The organism is Pseudomonas sp. TH34 (assembly GCF_016650865.1).
Classification (GTDB): Bacteria; Pseudomonadota; Gammaproteobacteria; order Pseudomonadales; family Pseudomonadaceae; genus Aquipseudomonas; species Aquipseudomonas yamanorum.
The window spans coordinates 16,077-39,948 of sequence record NZ_JAEKFB010000019.1; the positions used below are offsets into that span (position 1 = coordinate 16,077).

19 protein-coding genes and 2 pseudogenes are annotated in these 23,872 nt (G+C 62.5%); 6 read left to right on the forward strand and 15 right to left on the reverse strand.

Going from position 1 to position 23,872, the window contains the following annotated elements; translation table 11 throughout:
• Positions 1-874: 874 nt before the first annotated feature.
• Positions 875-2,116 carry an MFS transporter gene (locus tag JFU58_RS12885; protein ID WP_063026986.1) on the forward strand — a complete coding sequence of 414 codons (1,242 nt, stop codon included), beginning with the start codon at positions 875-877 and terminating at the stop codon, positions 2,114-2,116.
• Here the strand turns inward: JFU58_RS12885 and JFU58_RS12890 are convergent.
• The 4 genes from JFU58_RS12890 to JFU58_RS12905 form a co-directional block, all read right to left on the reverse strand.
• Positions 2,113-4,296 (reverse strand): xanthine dehydrogenase family protein molybdopterin-binding subunit, encoded by a 2,184-nt coding sequence (locus tag JFU58_RS12890; protein ID WP_063026984.1) that lies wholly within the window; start codon positions 4,294-4,296, stop codon positions 2,113-2,115. The genes JFU58_RS12885 and JFU58_RS12890 overlap by 4 nt on opposite strands.
• Positions 4,293-5,282 (reverse strand): FAD binding domain-containing protein, encoded by a 990-nt coding sequence (locus tag JFU58_RS12895; protein WP_063026983.1) that lies wholly within the window; start codon positions 5,280-5,282, stop codon positions 4,293-4,295. Before JFU58_RS12895 ends, JFU58_RS12890 begins: the two co-directional genes overlap by 4 nt.
• Complete coding sequence (locus JFU58_RS12900; RefSeq protein WP_201140854.1) at positions 5,279-5,803, reverse strand: (2Fe-2S)-binding protein; 525 nt, start codon at positions 5,801-5,803, stop codon at positions 5,279-5,281. The genes JFU58_RS12895 and JFU58_RS12900 overlap by 4 nt, the downstream gene beginning before the upstream one ends.
• 106 nt (positions 5,804-5,909) lie before the next feature.
• Entirely contained in the window at positions 5,910-6,356 is a 447-nt protein-coding gene (locus JFU58_RS12905; RefSeq protein ID WP_017477850.1) for a DUF4879 domain-containing protein, read from the reverse strand.
• Positions 6,357-6,556: 200 nt separating this feature from the next.
• Between JFU58_RS12905 and JFU58_RS12910 the strand changes: the two genes are divergently transcribed.
• Positions 6,557-7,852 carry an NCS2 family permease gene (locus tag JFU58_RS12910; RefSeq protein WP_003215557.1) on the forward strand — a complete coding sequence of 432 codons (1,296 nt, stop codon included), beginning with the start codon at positions 6,557-6,559 and terminating at the stop codon, positions 7,850-7,852.
• On the forward strand, positions 7,849-8,928 hold the full coding sequence (trmA, locus tag JFU58_RS12915; RefSeq protein ID WP_093204865.1) for a tRNA (uridine(54)-C5)-methyltransferase TrmA: 1,080 nt from the start codon (positions 7,849-7,851) through the stop codon (positions 8,926-8,928). Before JFU58_RS12910 ends, trmA begins: the two co-directional genes overlap by 4 nt.
• A 163-nt stretch (positions 8,929-9,091) precedes the next feature.
• On the opposite strand, the pseudogene JFU58_RS12920 reads toward trmA, so the two are convergent.
• From JFU58_RS12920 to JFU58_RS12960, 9 genes and pseudogenes are all read right to left on the reverse strand, one after another.
• Positions 9,092-9,250: pseudogene (locus JFU58_RS12920) on the reverse strand (TolC family protein); the annotation flags it as partial.
• A gap of 235 nt (positions 9,251-9,485) precedes the next feature.
• Positions 9,486-9,644, reverse strand: a pseudogene (locus tag JFU58_RS12925) (TolC family protein); the annotation flags it as partial.
• A gap of 235 nt (positions 9,645-9,879) precedes the next feature.
• On the reverse strand, positions 9,880-11,208 hold the full coding sequence (locus JFU58_RS12930) for a TolC family outer membrane protein (protein ID WP_063026977.1): 1,329 nt from the start codon (positions 11,206-11,208) through the stop codon (positions 9,880-9,882).
• Positions 11,205-12,536 carry an HlyD family type I secretion periplasmic adaptor subunit gene (locus JFU58_RS12935; protein WP_201140855.1) on the reverse strand — a complete coding sequence of 444 codons (1,332 nt, stop codon included), beginning with the start codon at positions 12,534-12,536 and terminating at the stop codon, positions 11,205-11,207. The genes JFU58_RS12930 and JFU58_RS12935 overlap by 4 nt, the downstream gene beginning before the upstream one ends.
• A complete protein-coding gene (locus JFU58_RS12940) occupies positions 12,487-14,274 on the reverse strand; it encodes a type I secretion system permease/ATPase (RefSeq protein WP_201140856.1) in 1,788 nt (595 codons plus the stop codon). The genes JFU58_RS12935 and JFU58_RS12940 overlap by 50 nt, the downstream gene beginning before the upstream one ends.
• Before the next feature lie 87 nt (positions 14,275-14,361).
• The gene (locus JFU58_RS12945) at positions 14,362-14,982 is read right to left on the reverse strand and encodes a heme acquisition protein HasA (RefSeq protein ID WP_201140857.1); all 621 of its coding nucleotides are present in this window, start codon (positions 14,980-14,982) and stop codon (positions 14,362-14,364) included.
• Between the two features lie 81 nt (positions 14,983-15,063).
• Positions 15,064-17,724: a TonB-dependent receptor gene (locus tag JFU58_RS12950; RefSeq protein ID WP_201140858.1), complete on the reverse strand. Its 2,661-nt coding sequence runs from the start codon at positions 17,722-17,724 to the stop codon at positions 15,064-15,066.
• A gap of 134 nt (positions 17,725-17,858) precedes the next feature.
• A complete protein-coding gene (locus JFU58_RS12955) occupies positions 17,859-18,848 on the reverse strand; it encodes a FecR domain-containing protein (RefSeq protein WP_201140860.1) in 990 nt (329 codons plus the stop codon).
• A gap of 63 nt (positions 18,849-18,911) precedes the next feature.
• Complete coding sequence (locus JFU58_RS12960) at positions 18,912-19,433, reverse strand: RNA polymerase sigma factor (protein ID WP_093204841.1); 522 nt, start codon at positions 19,431-19,433, stop codon at positions 18,912-18,914.
• Between the two features lie 205 nt (positions 19,434-19,638).
• On the opposite strand from JFU58_RS12960, the gene aroQ reads away from it, so the two are divergent.
• Together aroQ and JFU58_RS12970 are read left to right on the forward strand one after the other, a co-directional pair.
• Complete coding sequence (gene aroQ / locus JFU58_RS12965; RefSeq protein ID WP_017477859.1) at positions 19,639-20,079, forward strand: type II 3-dehydroquinate dehydratase; 441 nt, start codon at positions 19,639-19,641, stop codon at positions 20,077-20,079.
• Positions 20,076-20,942 carry a shikimate dehydrogenase gene (locus JFU58_RS12970; RefSeq protein ID WP_201140861.1) on the forward strand — a complete coding sequence of 289 codons (867 nt, stop codon included), beginning with the start codon at positions 20,076-20,078 and terminating at the stop codon, positions 20,940-20,942. The genes aroQ and JFU58_RS12970 overlap by 4 nt, the downstream gene beginning before the upstream one ends.
• A gap of 119 nt (positions 20,943-21,061) precedes the next feature.
• Here JFU58_RS12970 and JFU58_RS12975 read toward each other — a convergent pair whose 3' ends face one another.
• A complete protein-coding gene (locus tag JFU58_RS12975) occupies positions 21,062-21,727 on the reverse strand; it encodes a TetR/AcrR family transcriptional regulator (protein ID WP_076014048.1) in 666 nt (221 codons plus the stop codon).
• Between the two features lie 71 nt (positions 21,728-21,798).
• The gene (gene quiC, locus JFU58_RS12980; protein WP_201140862.1) at positions 21,799-23,697 is read right to left on the reverse strand and encodes a 3-dehydroshikimate dehydratase QuiC; all 1,899 of its coding nucleotides are present in this window, start codon (positions 23,695-23,697) and stop codon (positions 21,799-21,801) included.
• Between quiC and JFU58_RS12985 the strand changes: the two genes are divergently transcribed.
• On the forward strand, positions 23,696-23,833 hold the full coding sequence (locus tag JFU58_RS12985; RefSeq protein ID WP_157721300.1) for a hypothetical protein: 138 nt from the start codon (positions 23,696-23,698) through the stop codon (positions 23,831-23,833). The two genes, quiC and JFU58_RS12985, sit on opposite strands and share 2 nt — an antisense overlap.
• The last annotated feature ends 39 nt before the right edge of the window (positions 23,834-23,872 follow it).

A 23,872-nucleotide genomic window follows, 5' to 3' on the forward strand; every position in this document is an offset into this window, starting at 1 on the left:
CTCACTTTTGAAGAGCGCAAAAGTAAGCAAAACGCTCTTGCCCCACCACTCGGCACCTCGCCCAGGCTCGGTGTGCCCTCACTCCGGCTTTGGACCGTGGGCCGCCGCGATGGGCCATCCTTGGCCCAGCGCGGCTAACCCGGCGTCCTGCCGGGTTACCCACGCTCCAAAGCCTGCGTTCGGCCAGCGTGGTTTAACGGGGCGCCTAAGATCAAGATCAAAAGCAGATCAAAAGCACAGCGGCCTACCGGCCGGCTTGAGTGTTTTAGAGCAAAAACCAAATCAAAATCTAAAGCGAGCACGGTCAACTGTGGGAGCTGGCTTGCCTGCGATGGCATCAACTGGGTGTACCTGATGCACCGAGGTGTCTGCATCGCAGGCAAGCCAGCTCCCACAGAAAAGCAGAGCTGCATCAGCTTCAGATTTGGCTTTCGCTCTGGCTTTTGATCTGGCTTTTAACACTCAAGCCGGCCGGTAGGCCGCTGTGCTCTTGATCTGCTTTTGATTTTGATCTGACTGCCCCAATAAGCCCGAGGCCGAACGCAGGTATTGCGGAGCGGGTAAACCGGCAGGACGCCGGTTTACCCGCGCCGGGCCATGGATGGCCCGTCGCGGCGGCCCGCGGAGCAATGCCGGAGTGAGGGAACACCGAGCCTCGGCGAGGTGCCGACAGGCGGGGCAGAGCCCTTTGCTTACTTTGGGGCTTTTCCAAAGTGAGCCGCTGTAAGAGCGGACCATAAGCCGCCGTTACCGAAGAAACGGATATGTACTCAGTCAGGGGCGCCCATATCTCATCCCCCCAACCCACCTACGCAACTATTGGTTACAAGTTGGTGATAACCTCACCCTTCCCCCACCCAGACCCGTCTCCCCGATGCCCAGTGAACCCGCGCTGCTACTACGTCACCACCGCCCTTTCATCGCGTTCTGGCTGGCGCGGATCTTCACCGCCAGCGGCTTCCAGATGCTCACCGTGGCCATCGGCTGGAACCTCTACCAACTGACCGGCAACGTGCTGGACCTGGGCTTGGTCGGCCTGGTGGAATTCGTGCCACGGGTGCTGTTCATGCTGCACACCGGCCATGTGGCCGACCGCTATGAACGGCGCAAGGTTGCGGCCATCTGCCAGACCGTTCAAGCCTTGATCGCGCTGTCCCTGGCGATTGGCGGGCTGACCGGCAACGTCACCCGCGAAATGATTTTTATCTTGGCGTTCCTGCTAGGCGCGGCGCGTTCGTTTGAAATGCCCACCACCCAGGCCCTGCTGCCGAGCATCGTGCCCACTGCGCTGTTTCCCCGCGCCGTGGCGTCGTCGCAATCGGCACAGCAATTGGCCACCATCGTGGCGCCGGCACTGGGCGGTTTGTTATACGCCTTCGGCAGTGTCTGGGTGTACGGCCCTACGGTGGTGCTGTACCTGATTGCCTGCGTGCTGACCCTGAACCTGCCCGCACGCCAGACGCCCTTGAACAAGGCCAAGGCGACCATGGATTCGCTGCTGGCCGGGATTCGTTTTATCCGCAGCCGGCCGGACATCCTCGGGGCGATTTCCCTGGACCTGTTTGCCGTACTGCTGGGCGGCGCCACGGCGTTGCTGCCGGTGTTTGCCAAGGACATCCTGCTGACCGGGCCGTGGGGGCTCGGGCTGCTGCGGTCGGCGCCGGCAGTCGGGGCGTTGCTGATGTCGTTGTGGCTGGCGCGGTTTGCCGTAGACCGGCACGTCGGGCGGATCATGTTTACGGCGGTTGGGGTGTTTGGCGTGGCCACCATCGCGTTCGGCCTGTCGACGTCGTTCTGGTTCTCCTTGGCCGTGCTGGTGGTGCTGGGCGCCGCGGACATGATCAGCATGGTGATCCGCGCCTCGTTCGTACAGCTGGAAACCCCGGATGAAATGCGCGGCCGGGTCAGCGCGGTCAACGGGCTGTTTATCGGCGCGTCGAATCAGTTGGGCGAATTTGAGTCCGGAATCACCGCCCACTGGTTCGGCACCGTCCCCGCCGTGGTCATGGGCGGCATCGGCACGCTGGTGGTGACCGGGGTCTGGATCAAACTGTTCCCGACCCTGGCCAACCGCGACCGCATGCATGTGCCGGTGGAAGAACCCGCCAAGGTTTAGAAGACCTTATCGAGGGTGACGGGAAAGTCCCGCACCCGCTTGCCGGTGGCGTGATACACCGCGTTGGCCACCGCCGCCGCGACCCCGACGATCCCGATCTCGCCGACGCCCTTGGAACCCAGCGCGTTGACGATCTCGTCGTGTTCTTCGACAAACAGCACGTCAATCTCGCCGATATCCGCGTTTACCGGGATGTGGTACTCGGCCAGGCTGTGGTTCATGTAGCGACCCAATGCATGATCAATCTGGGTCTCTTCATGCAACGCCATGCCAATACCCCAGACCACACCGCCGAGAATCTGGCTGCGGGCCATCTTCGGATTAACCACCCGCCCGGCCGCAATCGCACTGACCACCCGACTGACCTTGATGGTGCCCAGGTCTTCATCCACCCGCACTTCGACAAACACTGCCGAATGCGTGGCTGAGGCGTAGCCTTCGCGCTGTTTGCCCGGTTCACAATCCACCTGAACCTCCAGCGCCTGCTCACCGCTGTCCTGTACCAGTTGCGCCAGGGAGATGCGCTGGTCACCAGCATGCAGCTGGCCATTTTCGAACCGCGCCGACTCTGCATCTTTAAAAGCCGGATAAGTCTTGCGCGCAATCTCCAGCAGCTTGGCATTCAACGCCTCACACGCCTGCTGCACCGCACTGCCCACCGACGACACGGTAAACGAGCCACCCTGCAGCGGCGCCGTCGGCAGTGAGGAGTCCCCCAACAGGAACGTCACGTCACTCACCGGAACGCCACTGGCCTGGGCCGCAATCTGGGCCATGACCGTGTAAGTGCCGGTGCCGATATCGGTGGTGGCACTGCTGACCGTGAGCTTGCCCAGGTGATCGATCCGCGCCTTTGCGCTGGCCTTCATTTGCAAGGCCTCCCACACACCGCCGGCCATGCCCCAGCCGATCAGTTGGCGGCCATCACGCATGCTTCGCGGTTCCGGGTTGCGCTGGCTCCAGCCGAAACGCTCGGCACCTTCGCTGTAACACTCGCGCAAGGCTTTGCTGGACCAGGGCTTGTCTTCGTTCTGATTGCGCTCGGCGTAGTTGATCAGCCGCAGTTGCACCGGGTCGATGCCCAGGGCGCAGGCCAGTTCGTCCATCGCGCACTCCAGGCCGATCACCCCGAGCGCCGCTCCAGGCGCGCGCATGTCCAACGGCGTGAACACATCAAGTGGCACCAGTTTGTAGGTCAGCAGCACGTTATCGCAGTGATAGAGCATGCCGCTCCATTCCACCACGTGCTCGCTGAAGTCCTCGAAGCGCGAGGTCTGGCCGATCGCGGTGTGGCCCAGGGCGAGCAAGCGACCATTGGCGGCCGCGCCCAGTTGCAGACGCTGCAAAGTGCGCGGGCGATAGCCGAAGGTGAACATCTGCTGACGCGTGAGGGTGACGCGCACCGAACGCTTCAAGGCCAGCGATGCCATCACCGCCAGCGGCAACTGGTACTGCGGCCGCAAGCCTGAACCAAAGGCACCACCGACAAATGCAGCGAAGATTCGCACCTGGCTTTTATCCAAGCCGAAGACTTTCTGCACGTAGGCCTGGCAGTTCTGCGGGCCCTGGGTCTTGTCGTGGATATGCAGGGTGCCGTCCGGCTGGTACAGCACGGTGCTGGCGTGGGGCTCCATCGGGTTGTGGTGTTCGATGGGCGTGCTGTAGTGCAGATCCAGGCTCGTGGCGGCGCCGGTCCATTCGGCCTGGAAGTTGCCGCGCGGCTTGGGCGGTGTTTGTGGCGAAGGGTGCGCCTGGTCCTGCAAGGCCAGCAGGTCGGTCTCGGAAGGTTCGGCTGTGTATTCGATCTCAACCAAAGAGCCGGCATGACGCGCCAGCTCCAGGTTATCGGCAATCACCAATGCCAACGGCTGGCCGCTGTACAGCACGCGGTCGTTGTACAGCGGGCGAAATGGCGAGCCGTCGGCGGCATCGGCATCGGCGTAGCTGTCGTCGTAGCTGGCCAGTTTCGGGCGGTTGAGGTGATCGAGCACCATCACCACGCCCGGCAGCGCCAGGGCTTTGGAAGCGTCAATGCGGATGACCCGGCCCTTGGCGATGTTGCTCGACACCACACTGCCGTGCAGCAGGCCATCTTCGGGAAATTCCCCGGCATATCGCGCTTGCCCGGTTACCTTGAGCAGACCGTCGACCCGGTCCAACGGTTTGCCGATCGCGCTCATGATGTGGCTCCCGCAACAGCGGCATCGCTCAGGGCGCGAACGATCGCGCGGCGTGCCAGTTTGATCTTGAAGCCGTTGTGTTCCAAAGGCTCGGCGTCCTGCAGCAAGGCTTCGGCGGCGCTGCTAAAGGTTTCGCGGCTGACGGACTGGCCGATCAGCGCGGCTTCCACCGCGCGATCACGCCAGGGTTTGTGGGCGACGCCGCCCAGAGCCAGACGGGCGTCGACGATCACATCGCCGTCCAGCTCCAGCGCCGCCGCGACGGATACCAGCGCAAACGCATAGGAGGCCCGATCACGGATCTTCAGGTAGTGGCTGTGGGCTGCCAGGTGGTCGGCGGGTAACTCGATGGCGGTGATCAACTCATCATCGGCCAACTGGTTATCCCGCTGGGGCGCATCTCCCGGCAACCGATGGAAGTCGGCAAACTCGATCACCCGCGCACCGCCCCGGCCCTGCACGTGCACCCGGGCATCCAGCGCGGCCAGGGCCACGCACATATCCGAAGGATGGGTGGCCACGCACTGATCGCTGGCGCCGAGAATCGCGTGAATGCGATTCAAGCCGACCCGCGCCGGGCAACCGCTGCCGGGCTCGCGCTTGTTACAGGGCACAGCGGCGTCATAAAAGTAATAGCAACGGGTGCGTTGCAACAGGTTGCCGCCAGTGCTGGCCATGTTGCGCAATTGCGGCGAGGCGCCGGCGAGAATGGCTTGGGACAGCAACGGGTAGCGTTGCTCGATCAGTGGGTGCCACGCGAGGTCGGCGTTGCTCACCAGGGCGCCGATCATCAGGCCGCCTTCGGTGGTTTCTTCGACATCGCGAAGCGGCAGGCCGGTGATATCGATCAGGTGCTCGGGGCGGCTGATGTTTTCTTTCATCAGGTCCAACAGGTTGGTACCACCGGCAATAAACCGCGATGCCGGGCTGACCAGGTGCACCGCCTCCTGCACGTCCACCGGCTTGCTGTAATGGAAGGGATTCATTGCTCACCTCCCTGGGTACGGCACGCCGGCAAGGCTTCTTCGATGGCATCGCGGATGTTGTTGTAGGCGCCGCAGCGGCACAGGTTGCCGCTCATCAGTTCCTGGATTTGCGCGGTGTCGTGGGCACGGCCTTCCCGGGCCAGGCCCACCGCCGAGCAAATCTGCCCCGGCGTGCAATAGCCGCACTGGAAGGCGTCGTGTTTGATAAACGCCTGCTGCATCGGGTGCAGGTCTTCCCCCGAGGCCAGGCCTTCGATGGTGGTCAATTCGGCACCGTCGCACATCACCGCCAGGGTCAGGCAGGCGTTCACCCGTTTACCGTTGAGCAACACGGTGCAGGCGCCGCACTGGCCGTGGTCGCACCCCTTCTTGGTGCCGGTCAGGTCCAGTTGCTCGCGCAGCAGGTCCAGCAGGGTGGTCCAGGGCAATACATCCAGTTGGATGTCTCGACGATTGAGAGTCAGGCGTATCGGATGGCTGACGAACGGCTTGGCCGCCGCGCCGGTGTGGGTCGCGCTCATAAACACCTCACGGATTGGTGTGCAATCGCGGCGTTCAGGAAAGTCGCCGTCTTAGCGGTCCGACTTCCGCAGGTTATGAGCGTTCAAGACAATTGATGGGTGGCGATCAACGAATGCTGAGGGTGGTGACCAACTGGTTGCGCGGCGGGTTGATCGAGGTGTTGCTGTACTGAAACGTGCCGCCGGCTTCGACATCCAGCTGGAACGTATAGATGTAGCCCATCAACGTGCCAGCGCCGCTGCATGCCTGGCTGATGGAACCCACCTGGCAGATGGCAGTGCTGGTGCCGGACACCGGTGCGCCGTCGAAAAACGCCTGGGAGCTGTTGCCCAGGCCGACTTCCATCACGTACACCAGCGTCTGCCCACGGTGCGTGCACATCTGGGTGCTGGCCGCCCGTTCAGGGATGGTTTCCGTGCAATTGGCCGACTGCACCTTGAACACCCGCACCTCGCTCAACGCCGGTGCAGGCGCGCCCCACGCCGGTGCTGCACCGAGCCACAGGCCGATACAACCGAACAGAGCTAGACTCCAGGCGCTGGCTTTTTTCATGCTGTCGATGACCCTGTAATAAACGTCGGCGCAGTATGCCTCAAGGCCATGATCAAGCCTATGCGCCACTGGCCCTCGGCTGCTGGTATGATGCGCCGCTTTTTCCGATCCTCTCTGGAACCACAGCCGCTTGGCGCAGTTTGTGCTTTGACTTAGAGGTCAACAAATAACGACGCAAAATAGCGTCACAGGGAGCAGGCATGCTGGAAAAGCTGTTTCAACTCAAGGCACACAACACGAATGTGCGCACCGAGATTCTCGCGGGCGTCACCACCTTCCTGGCCATGGCCTACATCCTGTTCGTCAACCCGAGCATCCTCGGCGAGACCGGCATGGACAAGGGCGCGGTCTTTGTCGCGACCTGCCTGGCGGCGGCCATCGGTTCCACCGTGATGGGCCTGATCGCCAACTACCCGATTGCCCTGGCACCGGGCATGGGCCTCAACGCGTTCTTCACCTACACCGTCGTCCTGCACATGGGCCATACCTGGCAAGTGGCGCTGGGTGCCGTGTTCATCTCGGCGGTGCTGTTCTTCCTGCTGTCGATCTTCCGTATCCGTGAATGGATCATCAACAGCATCCCGCTGCCGCTGCGCTCGGCGATTGCGGCGGGTATCGGCCTGTTCCTGGCGTTGATCGCCCTGCACAACGCCGGCATCGTGGTCAGCAACCCGGCCACCATGGTGGGCCTGGGCGACCTGAAACAACCGGCACCGATCCTCGCCACCCTCGGCTTCGCGCTGATCGTTGCGCTGGAAGCCCTGAAAGTACGCGGCGCGGTGTTGATCGGCATCCTGGTGGTGACCATCGCCTCCATCGTGCTGGGCTTTACGCCGTTCGGCGGCGTGATGTCGATGCCACCTTCGCTGGCCCCGACCTTCCTGCAACTGGACATCAAAGGCGCCCTGGACATCGGCCTGGTGAGCGTGATCTTCGCGTTCCTGTTCGTCGACCTGTTCGACAACTCCGGCACCCTGATCGGCGTCGCCAAGCGCGCGGGTCTCATGGGCAAGGACGGCCACATGCCGAAAATGGGCCGTGCGCTGATCGCTGACAGTACGGCGGCCATGGCCGGCTCGCTGCTGGGCACCTCGACCACCACCAGCTACATCGAATCGGCTGCAGGCGTGAGCGCCGGTGGCCGTACCGGTTTGACCGCCGTTGTGGTCGCGATCCTGTTCCTGCTGGCGCTGTTCTTCTCGCCACTGGCGGCCAGCGTTCCGGCCTTCGCCACCGCGCCGGCGCTGCTGTTTGTTGCCGTACTGATGACCTCGGGCCTGGCCGAAATCGACTGGGACGACATCACCGTCGCCGCGCCGGTGGTGATCACCGCCCTGGCGATGCCATTCACTTATTCCATCGCCAACGGCATTGCCTTCGGTTTCATCGCCTGGACCGCCATCAAGCTGCTTTCGGGCCGCTACCGTGAGCTGAACCCGGCGCTGGTGATCCTGTCGATTCTGTTTGTGATCAAGCTGGGCTGGTTCAACGCATGACTTTTGACGCCGCAAGCTACACCGTTCAACTGGAAGAAAAGGTCACGCGCTTGCGTGACCTGCTGGCGCCGTTCGACGCGCCAGAGCCTCAGGTTTTCGACTCGCCGTTGCAGAACTTCCGCCTGCGGGCGGAGTTCCGCCTGTGGCGCGAAGAGGGTCAGCGCCACTACGCAATGTTCTCCCAGGACGACAAGCGCACGCCGATCCTCATCGAAGAGTTCCCGATTGCCAGCCTGCGCATCAACCAGTTGATGCCGCAACTCAAGGCCGCCTGGCAAGCCAGCGCCGCCCTGAGCCACAAGCTGTTCCAGGTGGAGTTCCTCACCACTTTGGCCGGCGACGCGATGATCACCCTGTGCTATCACCGTCCGCTGGACGAGCATTGGCATACGGCGGCGAACAAGCTGGCGGCGGACCTGAACGTCAGCATCATCGGCCGCTCCAAGGGCAAGCGCGATGTGATCGGCCGCGATTACGTGGTCGAGAAACTCGACGTCGGCGGTCGCATATTCAGCTATCGCCAGCCCGAAGGCGCATTCACCCAGCCCAACGGCACCGTGAACCAGAAGATGCTCAACTGGGCGTACGAAGCCCTGGGCGATCGCAGTGATGACTTACTGGAACTGTATTGCGGCAACGGCAACTTCACCCTGCCCCTGGCCACCCGCGTGCGCAAGGTGCTGGCCACCGAAATCAGCAAGACCTCGGTGAATGCGGCCCTGAGCAACCTCGATGAAAACGCGGTGGATAACGTCACCCTGGTGCGCTTGTCTGCCGAAGAACTGACCGAAGCCCTGAACGAAGTGCGGCCGTTCCGACGCCTGCACGGCATCGACCTCAAGAGCTACGAATTTGGCAGCGTGTTCGTCGACCCGCCGCGTGCCGGGATGGACCCGGACACCTGCGAACTGACCCGGCGCTTCGAGAACATCCTCTACATTTCCTGCAACCCGGAAACCTTGGCGGCAAACATTGCGCAATTGCATGACACGCACCGGATTACCCAGTGTGCGTTGTTTGACCAGTTCCCGTGGACGCACCATATGGAATCGGGTGTGTTACTGACCCGGCGTTAAATCCCCAGCACTGCACAGATCAAAATGTGGGAGCCGTCGAGCCTTAGCGAGGCCGCGATGGCGGTAGGTCAGACAGAAAAATGTCATCAGTCCCGCCGCCATCGCAGCCTCGCCAAGGCTCGACAGCTCCCACAATCGACCGGTGTGTTGGCAAATATCGCCATCATGCCGACGGCTGGAAATACCTCGCCAACGCCCGCAGGTCCTGCTCGTTCAGCAACCCCGCAAAATACTTCAGCTGTATCCGCGCCAGCAGATACGCATGCCTCGCATCCGCCAGGTCGCGGCGTGCCGTGAACAGTTGCTGCTCGGCATCCAGCACAAGGGCGCGCTGTTTGACCAGTTCCCCTGAACGCACCACATGGAATCGGGTGTGTTACTGACCCGGCGTTAAATCCCCAGCACTGCACAGATCAAAATGTGGGAGCCGTCGAGCCTTAGCGAGGCCGCGATGGCGGTGGGTCAGGCAAAAAAATGTCATCAGTCCCGCCGCCATCGCAGCCTCGCCAAGGCTCGACAGCTCCTACAATGGATCGGTCTGTTGGCAAATATCGCCATCATGCCGACGGCTGGAAATACCCCGCCAACGCCCGCAGATCCTGCTCGTTCAGCAACCCCGCAAAATACTTCAGCTGTATCCGCGCCAGCAGATACGCATGCCTCGCATCCGCCAGGTCGCGGCGTGCCGTGAACAGTTGCTGCTCGGCATCCAGCACAAGGGCGCGCTGTTTGACCAGTTCCCCTGAACGCACCACATGGAATCGGGTGTGTTACTGACCCGGCGTTAAATCCCCAGCACTGCACAGATCAAAATGTGGGAGCCGTCGAGCCTTAGCGAGGCCGCGATGGCGGTAGGTCAGACAGAAAAATGTCATCAGTCCCGCCGCCATCGCAGCCTCGCCAAGGCTCGACAGCTCCTACAATGGATCGGTCTGTTGGCAAATATCGCCATCATGCTGACGGCTGGAAATACCCCGCCAACGCCCGCAGGTCCTGCTCGTTCAGCAACCCCGCAAAATACTTCAGCTGTATCCGCGCCAGCAGGTACGCATGCCGCGCATCCGCCAGGTCGCGGCGTGCCGTGAACAGTTGCTGCTCGGCATCCAGCACATCGAGGTTGACGCGCTCGCCACCGGTCACGCTTTTCTTCGTCGCCGTCACCAGGGCGGTGGCCGAGCTGACTGCCATTTCATACGCCCGAACTTTGGCCGCGCCGCTGGTGTTGAGGTTGAATTGCTTGCGCAGTTCGATCAGCGTCCTGGCGGTCTGCGCGTCCAGTTCATATTGCGCCTGGGACAGTTGATTGGCGGCCTGACGGGTTGACGCCGACACCGAGCCACCGGCAAACAGCGGCAAGCTCACCTGGATGCCAACGCTGTTGGTATCGTACTTCTGGTTGTAGCTGCTTTCCGAGTCGGAGCTGGTCTGGCGGCTGCTCGCATACAGGCTGACCTTGGGCATGTGCCCGGCGCGCTTGCGCTCCACTTCGTACTCGGCGACGTCCAGCGCGTGGTGCTGGGATTTGAGTTCCGGGTTGTTGGCCATCGCCATATCCCGCCAGGTTTCGAAGCGATTGGGTTCCAGCGGCGGGATGGCGAACTGTCGGGTCAGAGGCGCCAGCTCTTCTATCTGTAACGGCTCACCGACTATCGCTTCGAGTTCGCGCAAGGCAGCGTCCTGGGTGTCCAACGATTCGATCTCTTCGGCCTGGGCCAGGCTCAGGCGCGCCTGGGTTTCCAGCAGATCGGTGCGGGTGCCCTCGCCGCCTTTGAGCAGCCGTTCATTGAGTTGCAGGCGCTCGGCATACGCGCGTTTCTGGGCGCGGCTCAGTTCGATCCGCTCCTGGGCCAGCAACGCCTGGCTGTAGGCGCTCAACACCCGTACCGCCAGCTCCTGGCTCTTGCCGCGAAAGCGTTCATCGGCAAACAGCGCCTGCGCTGCGCCCTGGCGATAGCGCGCATAGGCTTCGTAATCGAGCAGCGGTTGCTGCAAGGTCAGGGTCGACGCATAGCTGCGGTAATCACGGTCGCTGGTGACATTGCCCACCGCCGTCGACTGGGTGACTTCGGATTCGTTGCGCGAGTTGTTGTAGCTCCAGGACAGGTTCGGCAGCAGTCCGGCGCGACCGATGATGCGGTTTTCCTCGCCAGCCTCGCGTTCCTGGATCGCTGCCTGGAACGTCGGATCATTGCGCAGCGCCAGGTCATAGGCATCGAGTAATCCCAGCGCCTGGACCGAACCGCTACAGGCACAGCACAGGCTGAATACCAGCGCCTTCATTCTTCCACCAACGCCATGTGAGTCCGATCCAGCAAAGGTTTGAACAGGTAGTTGAGCATCGAGCGCTCACCGGTTTTGACGAAGGCTTCCACCGGCATCCCCGGGCGAATCTGCAAGCCATCGAGCTGGCGCATGCCGGCGGCGCTGACCTGGGCGCGTACGGTGTAATACGGTTCATCGGTGCGCTCGTCGACCTGGCGGTCGGCCGACACCAGCGTCACTTCCCCGGCGATGCGCGGCGTGGTGCTCTGGTTGAAGGCCGAGAACAGCAGTTCCACCGGCAAGCCCGGGTGCACCTTGTCGACCATCTGCACCGGCACCCGCGCTTCCACCAGCAACGGTTCGCCCTGGGGCACGATGTCCATCAACGCCTGGCCGGGCTTGATCACACCGCCCTCTGTGTACACATCCAGCCCAACCACCACGCCGGCCGCCGGGGCGCGCACCAGGCTGTTGGCCAGTTCGAACTCAGCCGAGGCCAGGCGGTTGCGCAGGTCGTCGCTGCGGGTACGGGTTTCCGCCAGTTGGCCACGCAGGTCTTTCTGGAAGTCTTCGCCGAGCTGGCGGATGCGCAAGCGCAGTTCGAGGACTTGCCGTTGCAACTGGCCGATGCGGCCGAAATCCTCCGCTATCGCGCCGTCGAGCTGGGCGTAAAGGCGTTCACTTTCCAGCAGCCGATTGCGCGGGATATAGCCGTCCCGCGCCAGCTCCCGCAGGCCCTGCAGTTGTTCATTCATCGCGGTGCGTTGCAGCACTTTGCTGGCCTGGGAATCCCGCGTGCCGCGCAGTTGCGCCTCGGCCCCGGCGATGGTTTCCCGCAGGCCTTGCTGCTCCGTGGCCAGGGCCTGGGCGCGACTGCTGAACAGTTGCCGTTGCAGGCTCAAGGTGGCGGCAGCCTCCGGATCGCTCAGCAGCTCGGGGCCAAAGACGATGGCCGACAAGCCTTCACTCTCGGCACTCAAGCGCGCTTCGCTGGCCTGTGACGCGATGAACTGGCTGCGCAACGACTGCATCTGCCCGCGCAACGGCGTTTCCTTCAAGCGGATCAAAACCTGGCCGGCGCTCACCACCTCGCCATCGCGCACTTCGATCCGTTCGACGATCCCGCCCGCCGGATGCTGCACCGTCTTGCGGTGCCCCGAGACCATGACCTTGCCGGACACCGCCACGCCTTTGTCCAACGGTGCCAGCGCAGCCCAGCCGAGAAACCCGGCAAACCCGCCGAGCACCAACAACCAGCCCAGACGCGCGTACTTTTTATCGTCCAGCGCCAGTACGTTATTCACGGGCGGCACGCTGTTGTCCGCCACAAGCACAGGTCGGTTCATGCTTTTTTCCTTCGCCGAGGCGGTAGCTCATGCTCATCGTCGACACCGGTTTGGGCGGTGCTGCCGTAGGTTTCTGCGTAGCCTCCAACACCCGAACCGTCGGCCCGAACGCTTGCAGCTGTCCGTCCCGCAGAATCAACAATTGATCGGTCAGGGTCAGCACGTTGGTCTTGTGGGTGATCAACACCAGCGTGCGGCGCTGCGCCTTGAGCGAGGTGATGGCCTGCAGCAAGGCCTGCTCGCCGGCTTCGTCGAGATTGGCGTTGGGCTCGTCCAGCACGATCAGCGCGGGCAAGCCGTACAGCGCCCGCGCCAGTGCGACACGTTGCTTCTGCCCGCCGGACAATCCGGCACCGCCCTCACCCAGTTGGGTGTCGTAGCCTTGGGGCAGTTGCAGGATCAGTTGATGCACGCCGGCCATTTGCGCGGCAGCCAGGACCTTGTCCGAATCCACCGCGCCGAAACGCGCGATGTTGTCGGCGATGCTGCCGGCGAACAGCTGGATGTCCTGTGGCAGATAACCAATGTGCGGGCCGAGTTGCTGCTTGTCCCATTGCGCCAGGTCCGCGCCGTCCAGGCGCACCTTGCCGGCCATTGGTGCCCAAGCCCCCACCAGCAGGCGCGCCAGCGTCGACTTGCCACAACCGGACGGCCCGATCACGCCCAGCACTTCACCGGCGGGAAGACTGAAGCCGAGGTTGGCCAGCGCAGGTCGACGACTGCCCGGCGCACATGCGCTCACCTGCTCGACCATCAACTGGCCGCTGGGCGCCGGCAAGCTCATGCGCTCCGTACGCGCCGGGTTGGCCGCCAGCATCACTGACAACCGCTCATAGGCCAGGCGTGCCGAACTCCACTGTTTCCACACGCCGATCAACTGGTCGATGGGGCTCAATACCCGGCCCATCAGGATCGAACCGGCGATCATCATCCCCGGCGTAATCTCCCCCTTCACCGCGAGCAACGCGCCCAAACCGAGGACCAATGACTGCAACGCCAGGCGCACGCCCTTGGACCAGGCACTGATGGCCGCAGTCTTTTCACTGGCCAGGTTCTGCGCCGCCAGAAACGCCTGGTGCTGGGCAAACCAGCGTGCGCGCAAGGTCGCCAGCATGCCCATGGCTTCGATGGTTTCGGCGTTGCGCAGGTTGGCCGTGGCCTGCTGACTGGCGCTGATGGACAGTTGCGTGGCCTGGGCCAACGGCGCCTGGCAGATGTGCTGGTTAACCCAGGCGAAGGCCACCAGGATCACTGCGCCGGCCAGGGCCAGCAGGCCGAGCCAGGGGTGGAACAGGAAGACCACCAGCAGGTACACCGGGAACCACGGCGCATCAAAAAACGCGAACAGCGCCTGGCCGGTGGCGAACTGGCGCAAGGCCGTCAAGTCGCTGAGCGCCTGCCCCGCCGCCTGGGTGCCGCCTTTCAGTTGCGCCTCGAACGCGGCGTCGTACACCCGCTGGTTCAGGCGCATGTCCATCTGCGTACCGAGGCGAATCACCACCTGGCTGCGCACCCACTCCAGCGCGCCCATCAAGCCGAACAAGCCGAGGATCATCAGCGTCAGCATCAACAGGGTCATCTCGTTGCCGGAGGCCAGCACTCGGTCGTAGACCTGCAACATGTAGAGCGCCGGGGCCAGCATCAGCAGGTTGATCACCGCCGAGAACAGGCCAATGTTAAGGAAGCCGCTTTTATAGGCGGTGAGGGCGGCCAGGGTTTCGTTGCCGGCATGGCGCATCGGGGAATTCTCATGGGGGAAATCGGGAAACACCGAAAGCCGATGAAGGCGTGATCCTTCATCGGCTTGTTTCATGCAGCCAAGGCGTCAGGCGGCCAGGGCAAAGTCCTGAGGCACGTCCTGCACGCCTACCAGGGCCACATCGGCCGCCGCGAACGACGTCGAATCCACATGCGCCACACCCGCTGCAGCCAGCTGGTCGAAGGTGGAGTTGACCGACAGGCTTGGGTCGATGTCCTTGAGCAGGGAATCGATTGCCGAGGCGAGTGCCGAACTGTCGCCGCTCATCAGGCCGTAGACGATCTGGTGCACCTGGCCCGCACGGCCTTCCGACTGCAGGCTCTCAAGGCCCAGGTTGGTAAAGCTGACTTCCTGGTTGGCGAGGCTGTAGCTACCGCCGGCAGCGCCGCCCGTCAGGACAGTGCCCAGGTTGAGGGCGTCGAGCGAACCCCACAACGTGTGCGACGGCGGGTTGAACAGGGTGTAGTGCAGGTCGCCGTCAGCGACCACCGCCGCATTGCTGACCGTGCTGGACACGCCATATTGGGTACCGTCGAACGGCCCAGGATTGAAACCACCAGTGTTCGAACCCTCTTTGACCGAGCCTTCACGGTGGTTCAGGTCGCCAAAGTAAGCCGACCAGTCGCTCAGGTACTCGGCAACGGTATTAGCGGCATAGGCCGTGCTGTATGAAATAGAAATGCTCATGCAAAACTCCAAGTCATGGGGTGGTAACTCCGCAGCAAGCCAGTGCCTGCTGTGGCTTTGCCCGTCACAGGGCAAAATCGGTCAGAACTGATATTCAACGGTGCCCTGCAGGGTGCGCCCACGGCCGAGGGTGAAGGCCAGCACGTCGCCCAGCGGCACCAGGTACGCGCGGTCGGTGACGTTTTCCATGGCCAGGCGCAGCGTCAACTGATCAGTAGCGCGGTAGCTGCTGTAAAGGTCGTAGACGGTGTAGGGCTTCCAGTCAGCGGGGTAAACGCCGGTTTGCGAGGTGGTCACGCCGACGCCGCCTTTTACGTAGTAACCGGCGCTGTAGCGGGCGCGGACACCCACATCCAGCTTGCGCTCGAAGAAACGCGCGCCCAGCGTCGCGGTGCCACGGTCCATCGGCATGTGCTCAGAGGAACCGAGGATGGCGTTGCAACCCACGGCGGCATTGGCCACGTTGTCCGGCACCATGGCGTCCACCGGCCTACGGTTACCTGGCCGGCTCTGGATCTTGGTCACGCCGCCGAGCCAGGCGGTGTTGCTGCAGAACTTGTTGCTGCCGAGCATGCGGGTGTAGTTGACCTGGCCGTAGGCAAACCCGGCGTCATAATCCAGTTGGTATTCGAGGCCGCGAAAACGGGTGGTCTCCAGGTTGTTCACATATGCCGCATTGCCAATGTTGGCGATGCCATAACCGGGCGGCTGCACCCCCAAGGCCATATAGGAGAAGTCATCGACGCGGGTGTTGAAGTAGGACACTTTCACGCCCACACGGTCGTCTGCGAACAGCAGGTCTTCCTTAAGCACGTTGAATCCGACCTCCCACGCCGTGGACTTCTCGGGCTTCAAGTAAGGGTTGGGCAGGATCGATTCCGAACCGCCGCCATGGGGCCGGCCGCTGACCAGGGTTTCGGTCACCGCCGGAGGGCGCCAGCCCTTGCCGTACGTGGCGAACAGCTGCAGCCAGTCGACACCCGGCTTGATCGACAGGCCGAAGGTCGGCGAGAAATGCCCCTCCTCCCGGTCAACGTCATAGGCCACGGGTACGCCGATCTGGCGGGTAGTGCCGATGATGAAGGTGCGGGTGTTCAACCCGGTTTCGCCCCGCAACCGATAGCGGTCGTAACGCAGCCCGGCATTCAGGTTCAGCCAGTCGTCGTAGTCGTAATCCAGGCGACCGAACAGGCTGCCCATCGCCCGGTCACCTTTGGGGGTGATGCTTTCCAGCGCGGAAGCCTCAACCGCAGAGCCAGCCTCCAACGGTTGATTGGAGTCCGGCCGGACCTTGTCGTAGAAAAACTCCAGCCCATAGTTAGCCTTGAGCACGGACAGCTCGCTCAAGGCAAAGGTCGAGGTGTTCTGCGCCTGAACACCATAGGTGTCGGTTTGATAGGTCACGTCATAGCCGGGTGTGCGGCCGCGGGCCAGCGTGGACTGGTCATTGCGGGTGTCGACGGCGTAGAGCTTGGCCTTGAAGTCGATCAGCGGATTGTCCGGCGTGTAGCTGTAGTCCAGCGCGAGGTTCTGTGCCTTGACGTTGCTGATGCCGAGCTTTTCCCATAATTGAGGTTTTTCGGCGGTCATCATGTTGACGTCGTCGTAATCGACTTCGGTCAACAGGTAACTCAGTTGCAAACGTTGATCAGCCGGCAAGTTGAGACCGAGCTTGAGCAGACGCGAACGCATCACCGAGCCCGAATAGGCGACCTGGGTATTCTTGATGCGATCCTGGCTGGCCGGTATGAACGCCGTGCCGGTACGCAGGTCGCCGATGCTGCCCTGGGTGCCGGGGTCGTAATCCCCCAGATGCCGCTCACTGGCCGCCACCAGCATGTCCCACACATCGGTGCCGACGGCAAACGCCGAACTGCCGATGAAGTGCGTACCGTTGCTGAGCCCGCCGAGGCCCGTGGTGACACGAATGCGCCCGCCGATTTGCTTGCCGTCCTTGAGCAGGTCAGCCGCCTCCACGGTACGAAAGTTGGCAACCCCGCCAATCACTCCCGCACCGCCCATGGTGGAGGTCGCGCCCTTTTCGATCACCACCTCGGACAGCAACTCCGGGTCGACATACAGCGTGCCGTTACGTTGCTGGTGACCGCTCTGCTGATAATTCTGGCGCATGCCGTCGACCGACATGTTGACCCGGCCATAGTCCTGGATCCCGCGGATATTCACTGACAGGCCTGGGTCCTGCTGACTGACCGCCGAGTAGACCCCAGGGGCCTCTTCCAGCATCTCGGCGGCATGGCGCGGCGGGTTGCGATCCAACTGTTCGCGCCCCACCACACTGACCGAGCGCGGCGATGAGTACACCCAGTCATTCCTGTGCTGGCCGGTGATCGTGGTGGTCGCCAATGCCAGCGCAGCGTTGGCCGGCTGTTCAACCCGGGTCAGGGTGACCTGGCGGGCGCCGGTAAAGCGGTATTCCACCGGGGCGGCACCGAGCAAACGGCCCAGGCCTTCGTGCACACTGAAGCTGCCCTTGAGCGCGGTGCTGCTCAACCCTTGCAGGCGCTGGCTGTCGAACAGCACCTGCAAGCCTGCCTGGTCGGCGAAGCTCAGCACGGCGCTGCCCAAGGGTTGCGCGGCGATGTCGAACATCAAGGTAGCGGGCTGCGACGCACCAGCCGGCGCCTCGGCGGCCTGCACCTGGCAGGCAGAGGCGAACAGCCCCAAGTGAATGGCAAGGGCCAACCGGCTGCCGGTGATACGCCCCTTGGTGATTGCAGACATCTACGTTATCCCTTCGCTGACCATTCTTGTTTATGCGAATACTTCTCACTTAACAGGACGTGTCAGGCGTCGGAACTCAGTAAGGTTTTTTTGAAAGTTTTTTCGAAGGGCGTAAATGGGGCCCGGCGACCCCATCAATAGATCAGGCTCAGCCCCGCCAGATCGAAGCGCTGCACCTGCAATTCTTCGGTCAGGGTACCGAGGGCGGTGTCGAGCATGTCGAGACGGAACACGCCGCTGACTTCACGGGTGCCCAGGTCGGCGTCGGTCAGCACCACCTTGCCAGGCCGGTAGCGGTTGAGTTGCTCGATGACCTTGGCCAGTGGCAACCGGTCGAAGATCAGCACGCCCCGGCGCCAACTGGTGGCGCGCTCCAGATCGAGGTCATCAAGGGCGACCACGCCGTTTTCGGGACTGTAGCGCGCAGCCTGGCCCTCCTTGAGCACAGTTTCTTTCTGCGGCAGCGCCTGGAGCGTCACTGCCACACTGTGCTGCAACACGCCGATCCAGGCCTGCCGGTCATCTTCCCGCTCGACCACAAACCGCGTGCCAAGGGCGCGGGTTTGCCCGCTGGCGCTCTGCACCACGAACGGCCGCTTTTCCTCGCCGGCCATCGGCGCCACATCAAAGATCGCCGAGCCCTTGATCAGGCTGATGCGCCGCTGCACGCCGTCAAACTCCAGCTTGATTGCACTCGCGGAATCCAGTTGCACGCTGCTGCCGTCGGCCAGGTGCACGGTGCGCACTTCGCCCTTGTGGGTGACGTAATCGGCCTGCAGGTGCAGCAACGCTTCGGGCCCGCGCACCCAGCCGACGCCGGCCGCCACCAGCAATAGCGCGACACTCGCTGCCACGCGCCACGGCCTGCGGCGCCGGGAGCCGCGCACAGGCGCAGAAGCGGCGGCTGGCCGCTGGCGATGCACCGTCTCATCGCGATGCACCTCGCCCAGCGCCGCCCACGTCTGCTCGGCAAAACGCAGCGCAGCTTCATGGCGGCTGTCCCTGGCGATCCATTGGCGCAACTCGGCCTGTTCCTGATCGGTCAGGGCGCCGGCGTGCAGGCGCACCGCCCAATCGGCAGCCGCCTCGGTAATGCTGTGCTGTTGGGAACCTGGGCTATTCACGTGTGAATCTCGAATTTTTCGTTATGTAACGCTGTGACGTTTGACCCCAGGTTTGTCGGTAATTCATTCGTCGGATGGCCCCGCCTCGCCTTCCTGCAAACGCTGCATGACATACGCCAGCGCCTTGGCCAGGTGCTTTTGCACTGAGCTGTCGGAAATATCCAGGTGTCGTGCAACCTGGGCATGGGTCATGCCCTCGATGCGGTTGAGGCGGAAAATCTGTCGGGTACGCTCCGGCAATTCCGCCAGTGCCTGCTTCAATGCCTGCCGCTGTTGCTGCGCCATTGCCTGAGCCTCCAACCCGGCCATTTCGTCTTCAATCTCGGCCAGCGCCTCGTGGGGCACGGAGTCGGTCTTGCGCCGTGCCTCCTGGCGAATATGGTCGATCAGCAGATTGCTGGCCGTGCGATAGAGATAGCCCTGGGAGTTGTCGATACGCTCGCCGACCGGCTTTTGTGCCAGACGCAGGAAACTCTCCTGCACCAGGTCTGCGGCCAACTGCGGGTCCCGTACCTTGCGCGCGAGATACCCGCGCAGGGTATCGGCGTGCTTGAGAAACAGGCCTTTGAGATCCACGTCCGACAAACCGACTCCCTGGAATGTAAAGGAAACAGGCGGGCATCTTAAGCGTTGTCGAGAATGATTTTCAATTGATATCAACTCTGATCTGCATAACGGTGGTTTTGATTCTGCGTTCGATAATCGAACGGTTCCCACCCAGGTGATTGACCAAATTAACCATCCAGTACATTTTATCGGCATACATAAAAACAACAGTGGAGAACCCTTCATGCCGCCCATCGTGCTGGTGCTCAACGGCCCCAATCTCAACCTGCTCGGCACTCGCGAGCCCGCCACTTATGGCCACGAAACCCTGGCCGACGTCGCCGCCCTGTGTGGCCGCAGCGCCGAACAGCTGGGACTGAAAGTCGAATTCCGCCAGACCAACCACGAAGGCGAATTGCTGGACTGGATCCACGGCGCCCGCGCCCGTTGCGCCGGCATCGTGATCAACCCGGCGGCCTGGACCCACACCTCGGTGGCGATCCGCGACGCGCTGGTGGCCAGTGAAGTGCCGGTGATCGAAGTGCATTTGTCCAACGTGCATGCCCGGGAAGCCTTCCGTCATCACTCCTTTGTGTCACCGATTGCCAAGGCGGTGCTGGCCGGATTTGGCAGCCATGGTTATCACCTGGCCCTCGAACATTTCAGCAAGACCTTGAAGGGATGAGCCCGGTGTCCAAACGTCGAATTCTCGCCGGCCTGATAGGCGCCGGCATCCAGGCTTCCCGTACTCCGGCCTTGCACGAGCGCGAAGGCGATGCACAGGGCTTGCGTTACCTGTATCGCCTGATCGACCTCGACCAGTTGCAGACGGATACCCGCGCGCTGCCCGACCTGTTGATGGCCGCCGAGCAGATGAACTTCACCGGCTTGAACATCACCTACCCGTGCAAGCAGGTGATCCTGCCGCTGCTGGACGAACTGTCGCCCGAAGCGCGGGGCATCGGCGCGGTGAATACCGTGGTGCTTTGCGACGGTAAACGCATCGGCCACAACACCGACTGCCTGGGCTTTGCCGAAGGCTTTCGCCGGGGCTTGAGTGATGTGGCTCGCACGTTCGTGGTGCAAATGGGCGCGGGCGGTGCCGGCGCGGCAGTGGCCCACGCGCTGCTGGGCGAAGGCGTGGAACGCTTGAGTATTTTTGACGTGGACGCCGAGCGCGCCCGCAGCCTGGCGGATAACCTCAACCAGCATTTCGGTGCCGGTCGGGCCCAGGCAGGCAATGACCTGGAAAGCGCCATGGCCGAAGCCGACGGCCTGGTGAACACCACACCGATGGGCATGGCCAAGCTACCGGGTATGCCCGTACCGCTGGACACCTTGCGCGCCGACTTGTGGGTGGCGGAGATTGTGTATTTCCCGCTGGAAACCGAACTGCTGCGCAACGCCCGCGCCCTGGGCTGCCGCACCCTGGATGGCGGCAACATGGCGGTGTTTCAGGCGGTGAAGGCGTTTGAGTTGTTCAGTGGCGAAGTGGCCGATGCAGACCGCATGCTCGCGCACTTCCAGAGCATGACCACCCAACTGTAGAAACCGGATCAGAAATGTGGGAGCTGGCTTGCCTGCGATGCAAGCACCTCGGTACTTCAGACAAACCGAGTTGATCCTATCGCGGGCAAGCCCGCTCCCACATTTGCTCAGTGTTGAACTCAGGCCTGCAAATAGCGCAACACCGACTCGCAGATCATCGCCCGATGCCGTTGCTTGACCGCCTCATCCGACAACTCGATCTGAAAGATCTCGCTGAAGGTGTGGCGGTTGGACACCCGGTAAAAACTGAACGAGTTGATCAGCAGGTGCACGTCCAGCGGCTCCAGCCCTTCGCGGAACAGCCCCATCTCCGCCCCCCGGCGTAACGTGGTGCCGAGGGCTTCGAGGATGTTGCTGTTCATCGCCTTGATCGACGTCGACTGCTTTACGTACTCGGCGTTGTGAATGTTCTCGATGCTCACGATCCGCACAAAATCCACGTTCTGATCGTGGTGATCAAAGGTGAATTCCACCAGCCGGCGGATCGCTTCCCGGGGCTCCAGGGCCGTCAGGTTCATCCGGGTCTCGGTGTTGCGAATGTCGCCGTAGAGCTTCTCCAGCACCTCGACGTAGAGCTGTTCCTTGCTGCCGAAGTAGTAATAGATCATGCGCTTGGAGGTCTGGATACGCTCCGCGATCGCGTCCACTCGGGCGCCGGACAGGCCCTGCTGAACAAACTCGACGATGGCTTCCTGGAGAATGTTCTCGCGGGTCTTTTCCGGGTTGTTCTTGCGGCTCTTGCGCGGCGCAGTGGCCGCGGCGGGAAGCTCGGAAGTCAGGGTCATGGTGCGCTCACGGCCTTAGGTGCAGGCGGTGATTATGGGCCGCGCCGCACGCCGAAGGAAGCGCCGGCACCTTACAACCTGGCTTGGCGCGTCGCACCGCTGCGGGACTTGGCCATGGCGGCCAGGCGCACCGCCACGTTGGCCGCGCCGTAACCGGTGTAGCCGTTCCTGCGCTGGATGATCTCGAAGAAAAACCGTCCTTCGAACGGCTCGGTGTAGACGTGAAACAGTTCACCGCCCTGGGCATCGCGGTCGTACAGCACGTTGTAGTACGCCAACTGGCTGAGGAACTCGTCGTCGAAATCAAACCGCGCTGCCAGGTCATCGTAGTAGTTCAGCGGAATATCCAGCAGCGGCACACCGGCATCCTTGGCCCGGCTGACCTCACTGAAAATGTCCGCGCAGTCGAAGGCAATGTGGTGCACGCCCGAGCCACGATAGCTCGACAGCGCGTGGGAAATCGCGGTGTTGCGGTTCTCGGAAATATTCAGCGGCAGGCGAATCGAGCTGCAGCGGCTGCGCAGTGCCCGGCTTTTCACCAGGCCGTAGGGGTCGGGCAGCACCACTTCGTCATCGGCTTCGAAATCCAGCAGGCTTTTGTAGAACAGCACCCAACTGTCGAGGCTGTCGGCAGGCAAGGCCATGGCCATGTGGTCGATGCGCAGCAGGCCGCCGCTGGCAGCGCTCGCGGTTTGCAGGTTGAAATCGGTGTCGTAGAGGCCGCCTTCGTTCTGGTCGACGAGGTAGATCAGGCTGCCATCCGGTGCACGAACGGCCGCCAGCTCCAGCTCGTTGGGGCCGACCAGGCCACGATACGGCTGGCCCTTGTAGGCCACCGCACGCTCCAGGGCCTTGGCGCTGTCCTTCACGCGGATCGCCGTGGCGCACAACGACGGGCCGTGGGCCTCGAAGAAGTTGTGGGCAAAGGAATAGGGTTCACAGTTGAGGATCAGGTTGATATCGCCCTGGCGCAGCAGGCTCACGCTCTTGGAGCGATGCTGCCCGGCCTTGACGAAGCCCAGGCGCTCCAGCCATGAAGTGAGCTTGGCACCGAGGTTTTCATCCACGGCAAATTCCAGGAATTCAATGCCGTCGTATTCGCTGGCGGCCGGGGTTTCAAACAGAATCTCTGGGACAGGTTTGGCTTCCTCCGCCAGCCGCTGGCGAGTCTTCTCTTCCAGGTACAGCAGCGAGCGCAGGCCGTCGGCGGCGTTGGCCCGAGTCGGCGCGGCGCGGAAGCCGTCGTTGAAGATTTCCAACGACAACGGACCGGTGTAGCCGCTCTTGATGATGGGTGCAAGGAAGCCCGCCAGGTCGAACTCGCCTTGCCCGGGGAAGCAGCGGAAATGCCGGCTCCATTCCAGTACATCCATGGCCAGGATCGGCGCGTCAGCCATCTGCACAAAGAAAATCTTGTCGCCGGGAATCTCGGCAATGGCGCTCGGGTCGCCCTTGAGGGACAGGGTGTGGAAGCTGTCGAGCAACACGCCCAGGCTCGGATGATCGATCTTGCGCACCAGGTTCCACACCTGTTGCCACGTGTTGACGTGCCGGCCCCAGGCCAACGCTTCATAGCCAATGCGCAGGCCACGCCGGCTAGCGTGTTCGGCCAGCAGGCTCAGGTCATCCAGTAGAATGCTTTCATCGCCAACGGAATCGGCTGACGCGTTACTGCACACCAGCACCAGGTCGGTGCCCAGCTCCTGCATCAAGTCGAACTTGCGCTCGGCTCGTTCAAGGTTGCGCGCCAGGCGGTCGCGGCGGCAGCCTTCAAAATCCCGGAACGGCTGGAACAAGGTGATGGCAATGCCGAGGTCGGCGCACATCTGCCTAACTTCCCGCGGACTGCCGTCGTAATACAGCAGATCGTTTTCGAAGATTTCCACGCCATCAAACCCGGCAGCGGCGATGGCTTCGAGTTTTTCCGGCAAGGTTCCGCTCAAGGAAACGGTGGCGATGGAGCGTTGCATGGGGCGACTCCCGGCAGATGAAGCAGGTCTTATTTACGGCAAATTATTGGCCGCCAGGTTCATCACAGCAATTGAAATGTACGAACCGGTTAGTTTTATGGGCGATTATCGAACAGAATGGCAATCGGCGAATTGACGATTTTTTAGCCTCTGCGCACCATCGACAGCACATTGA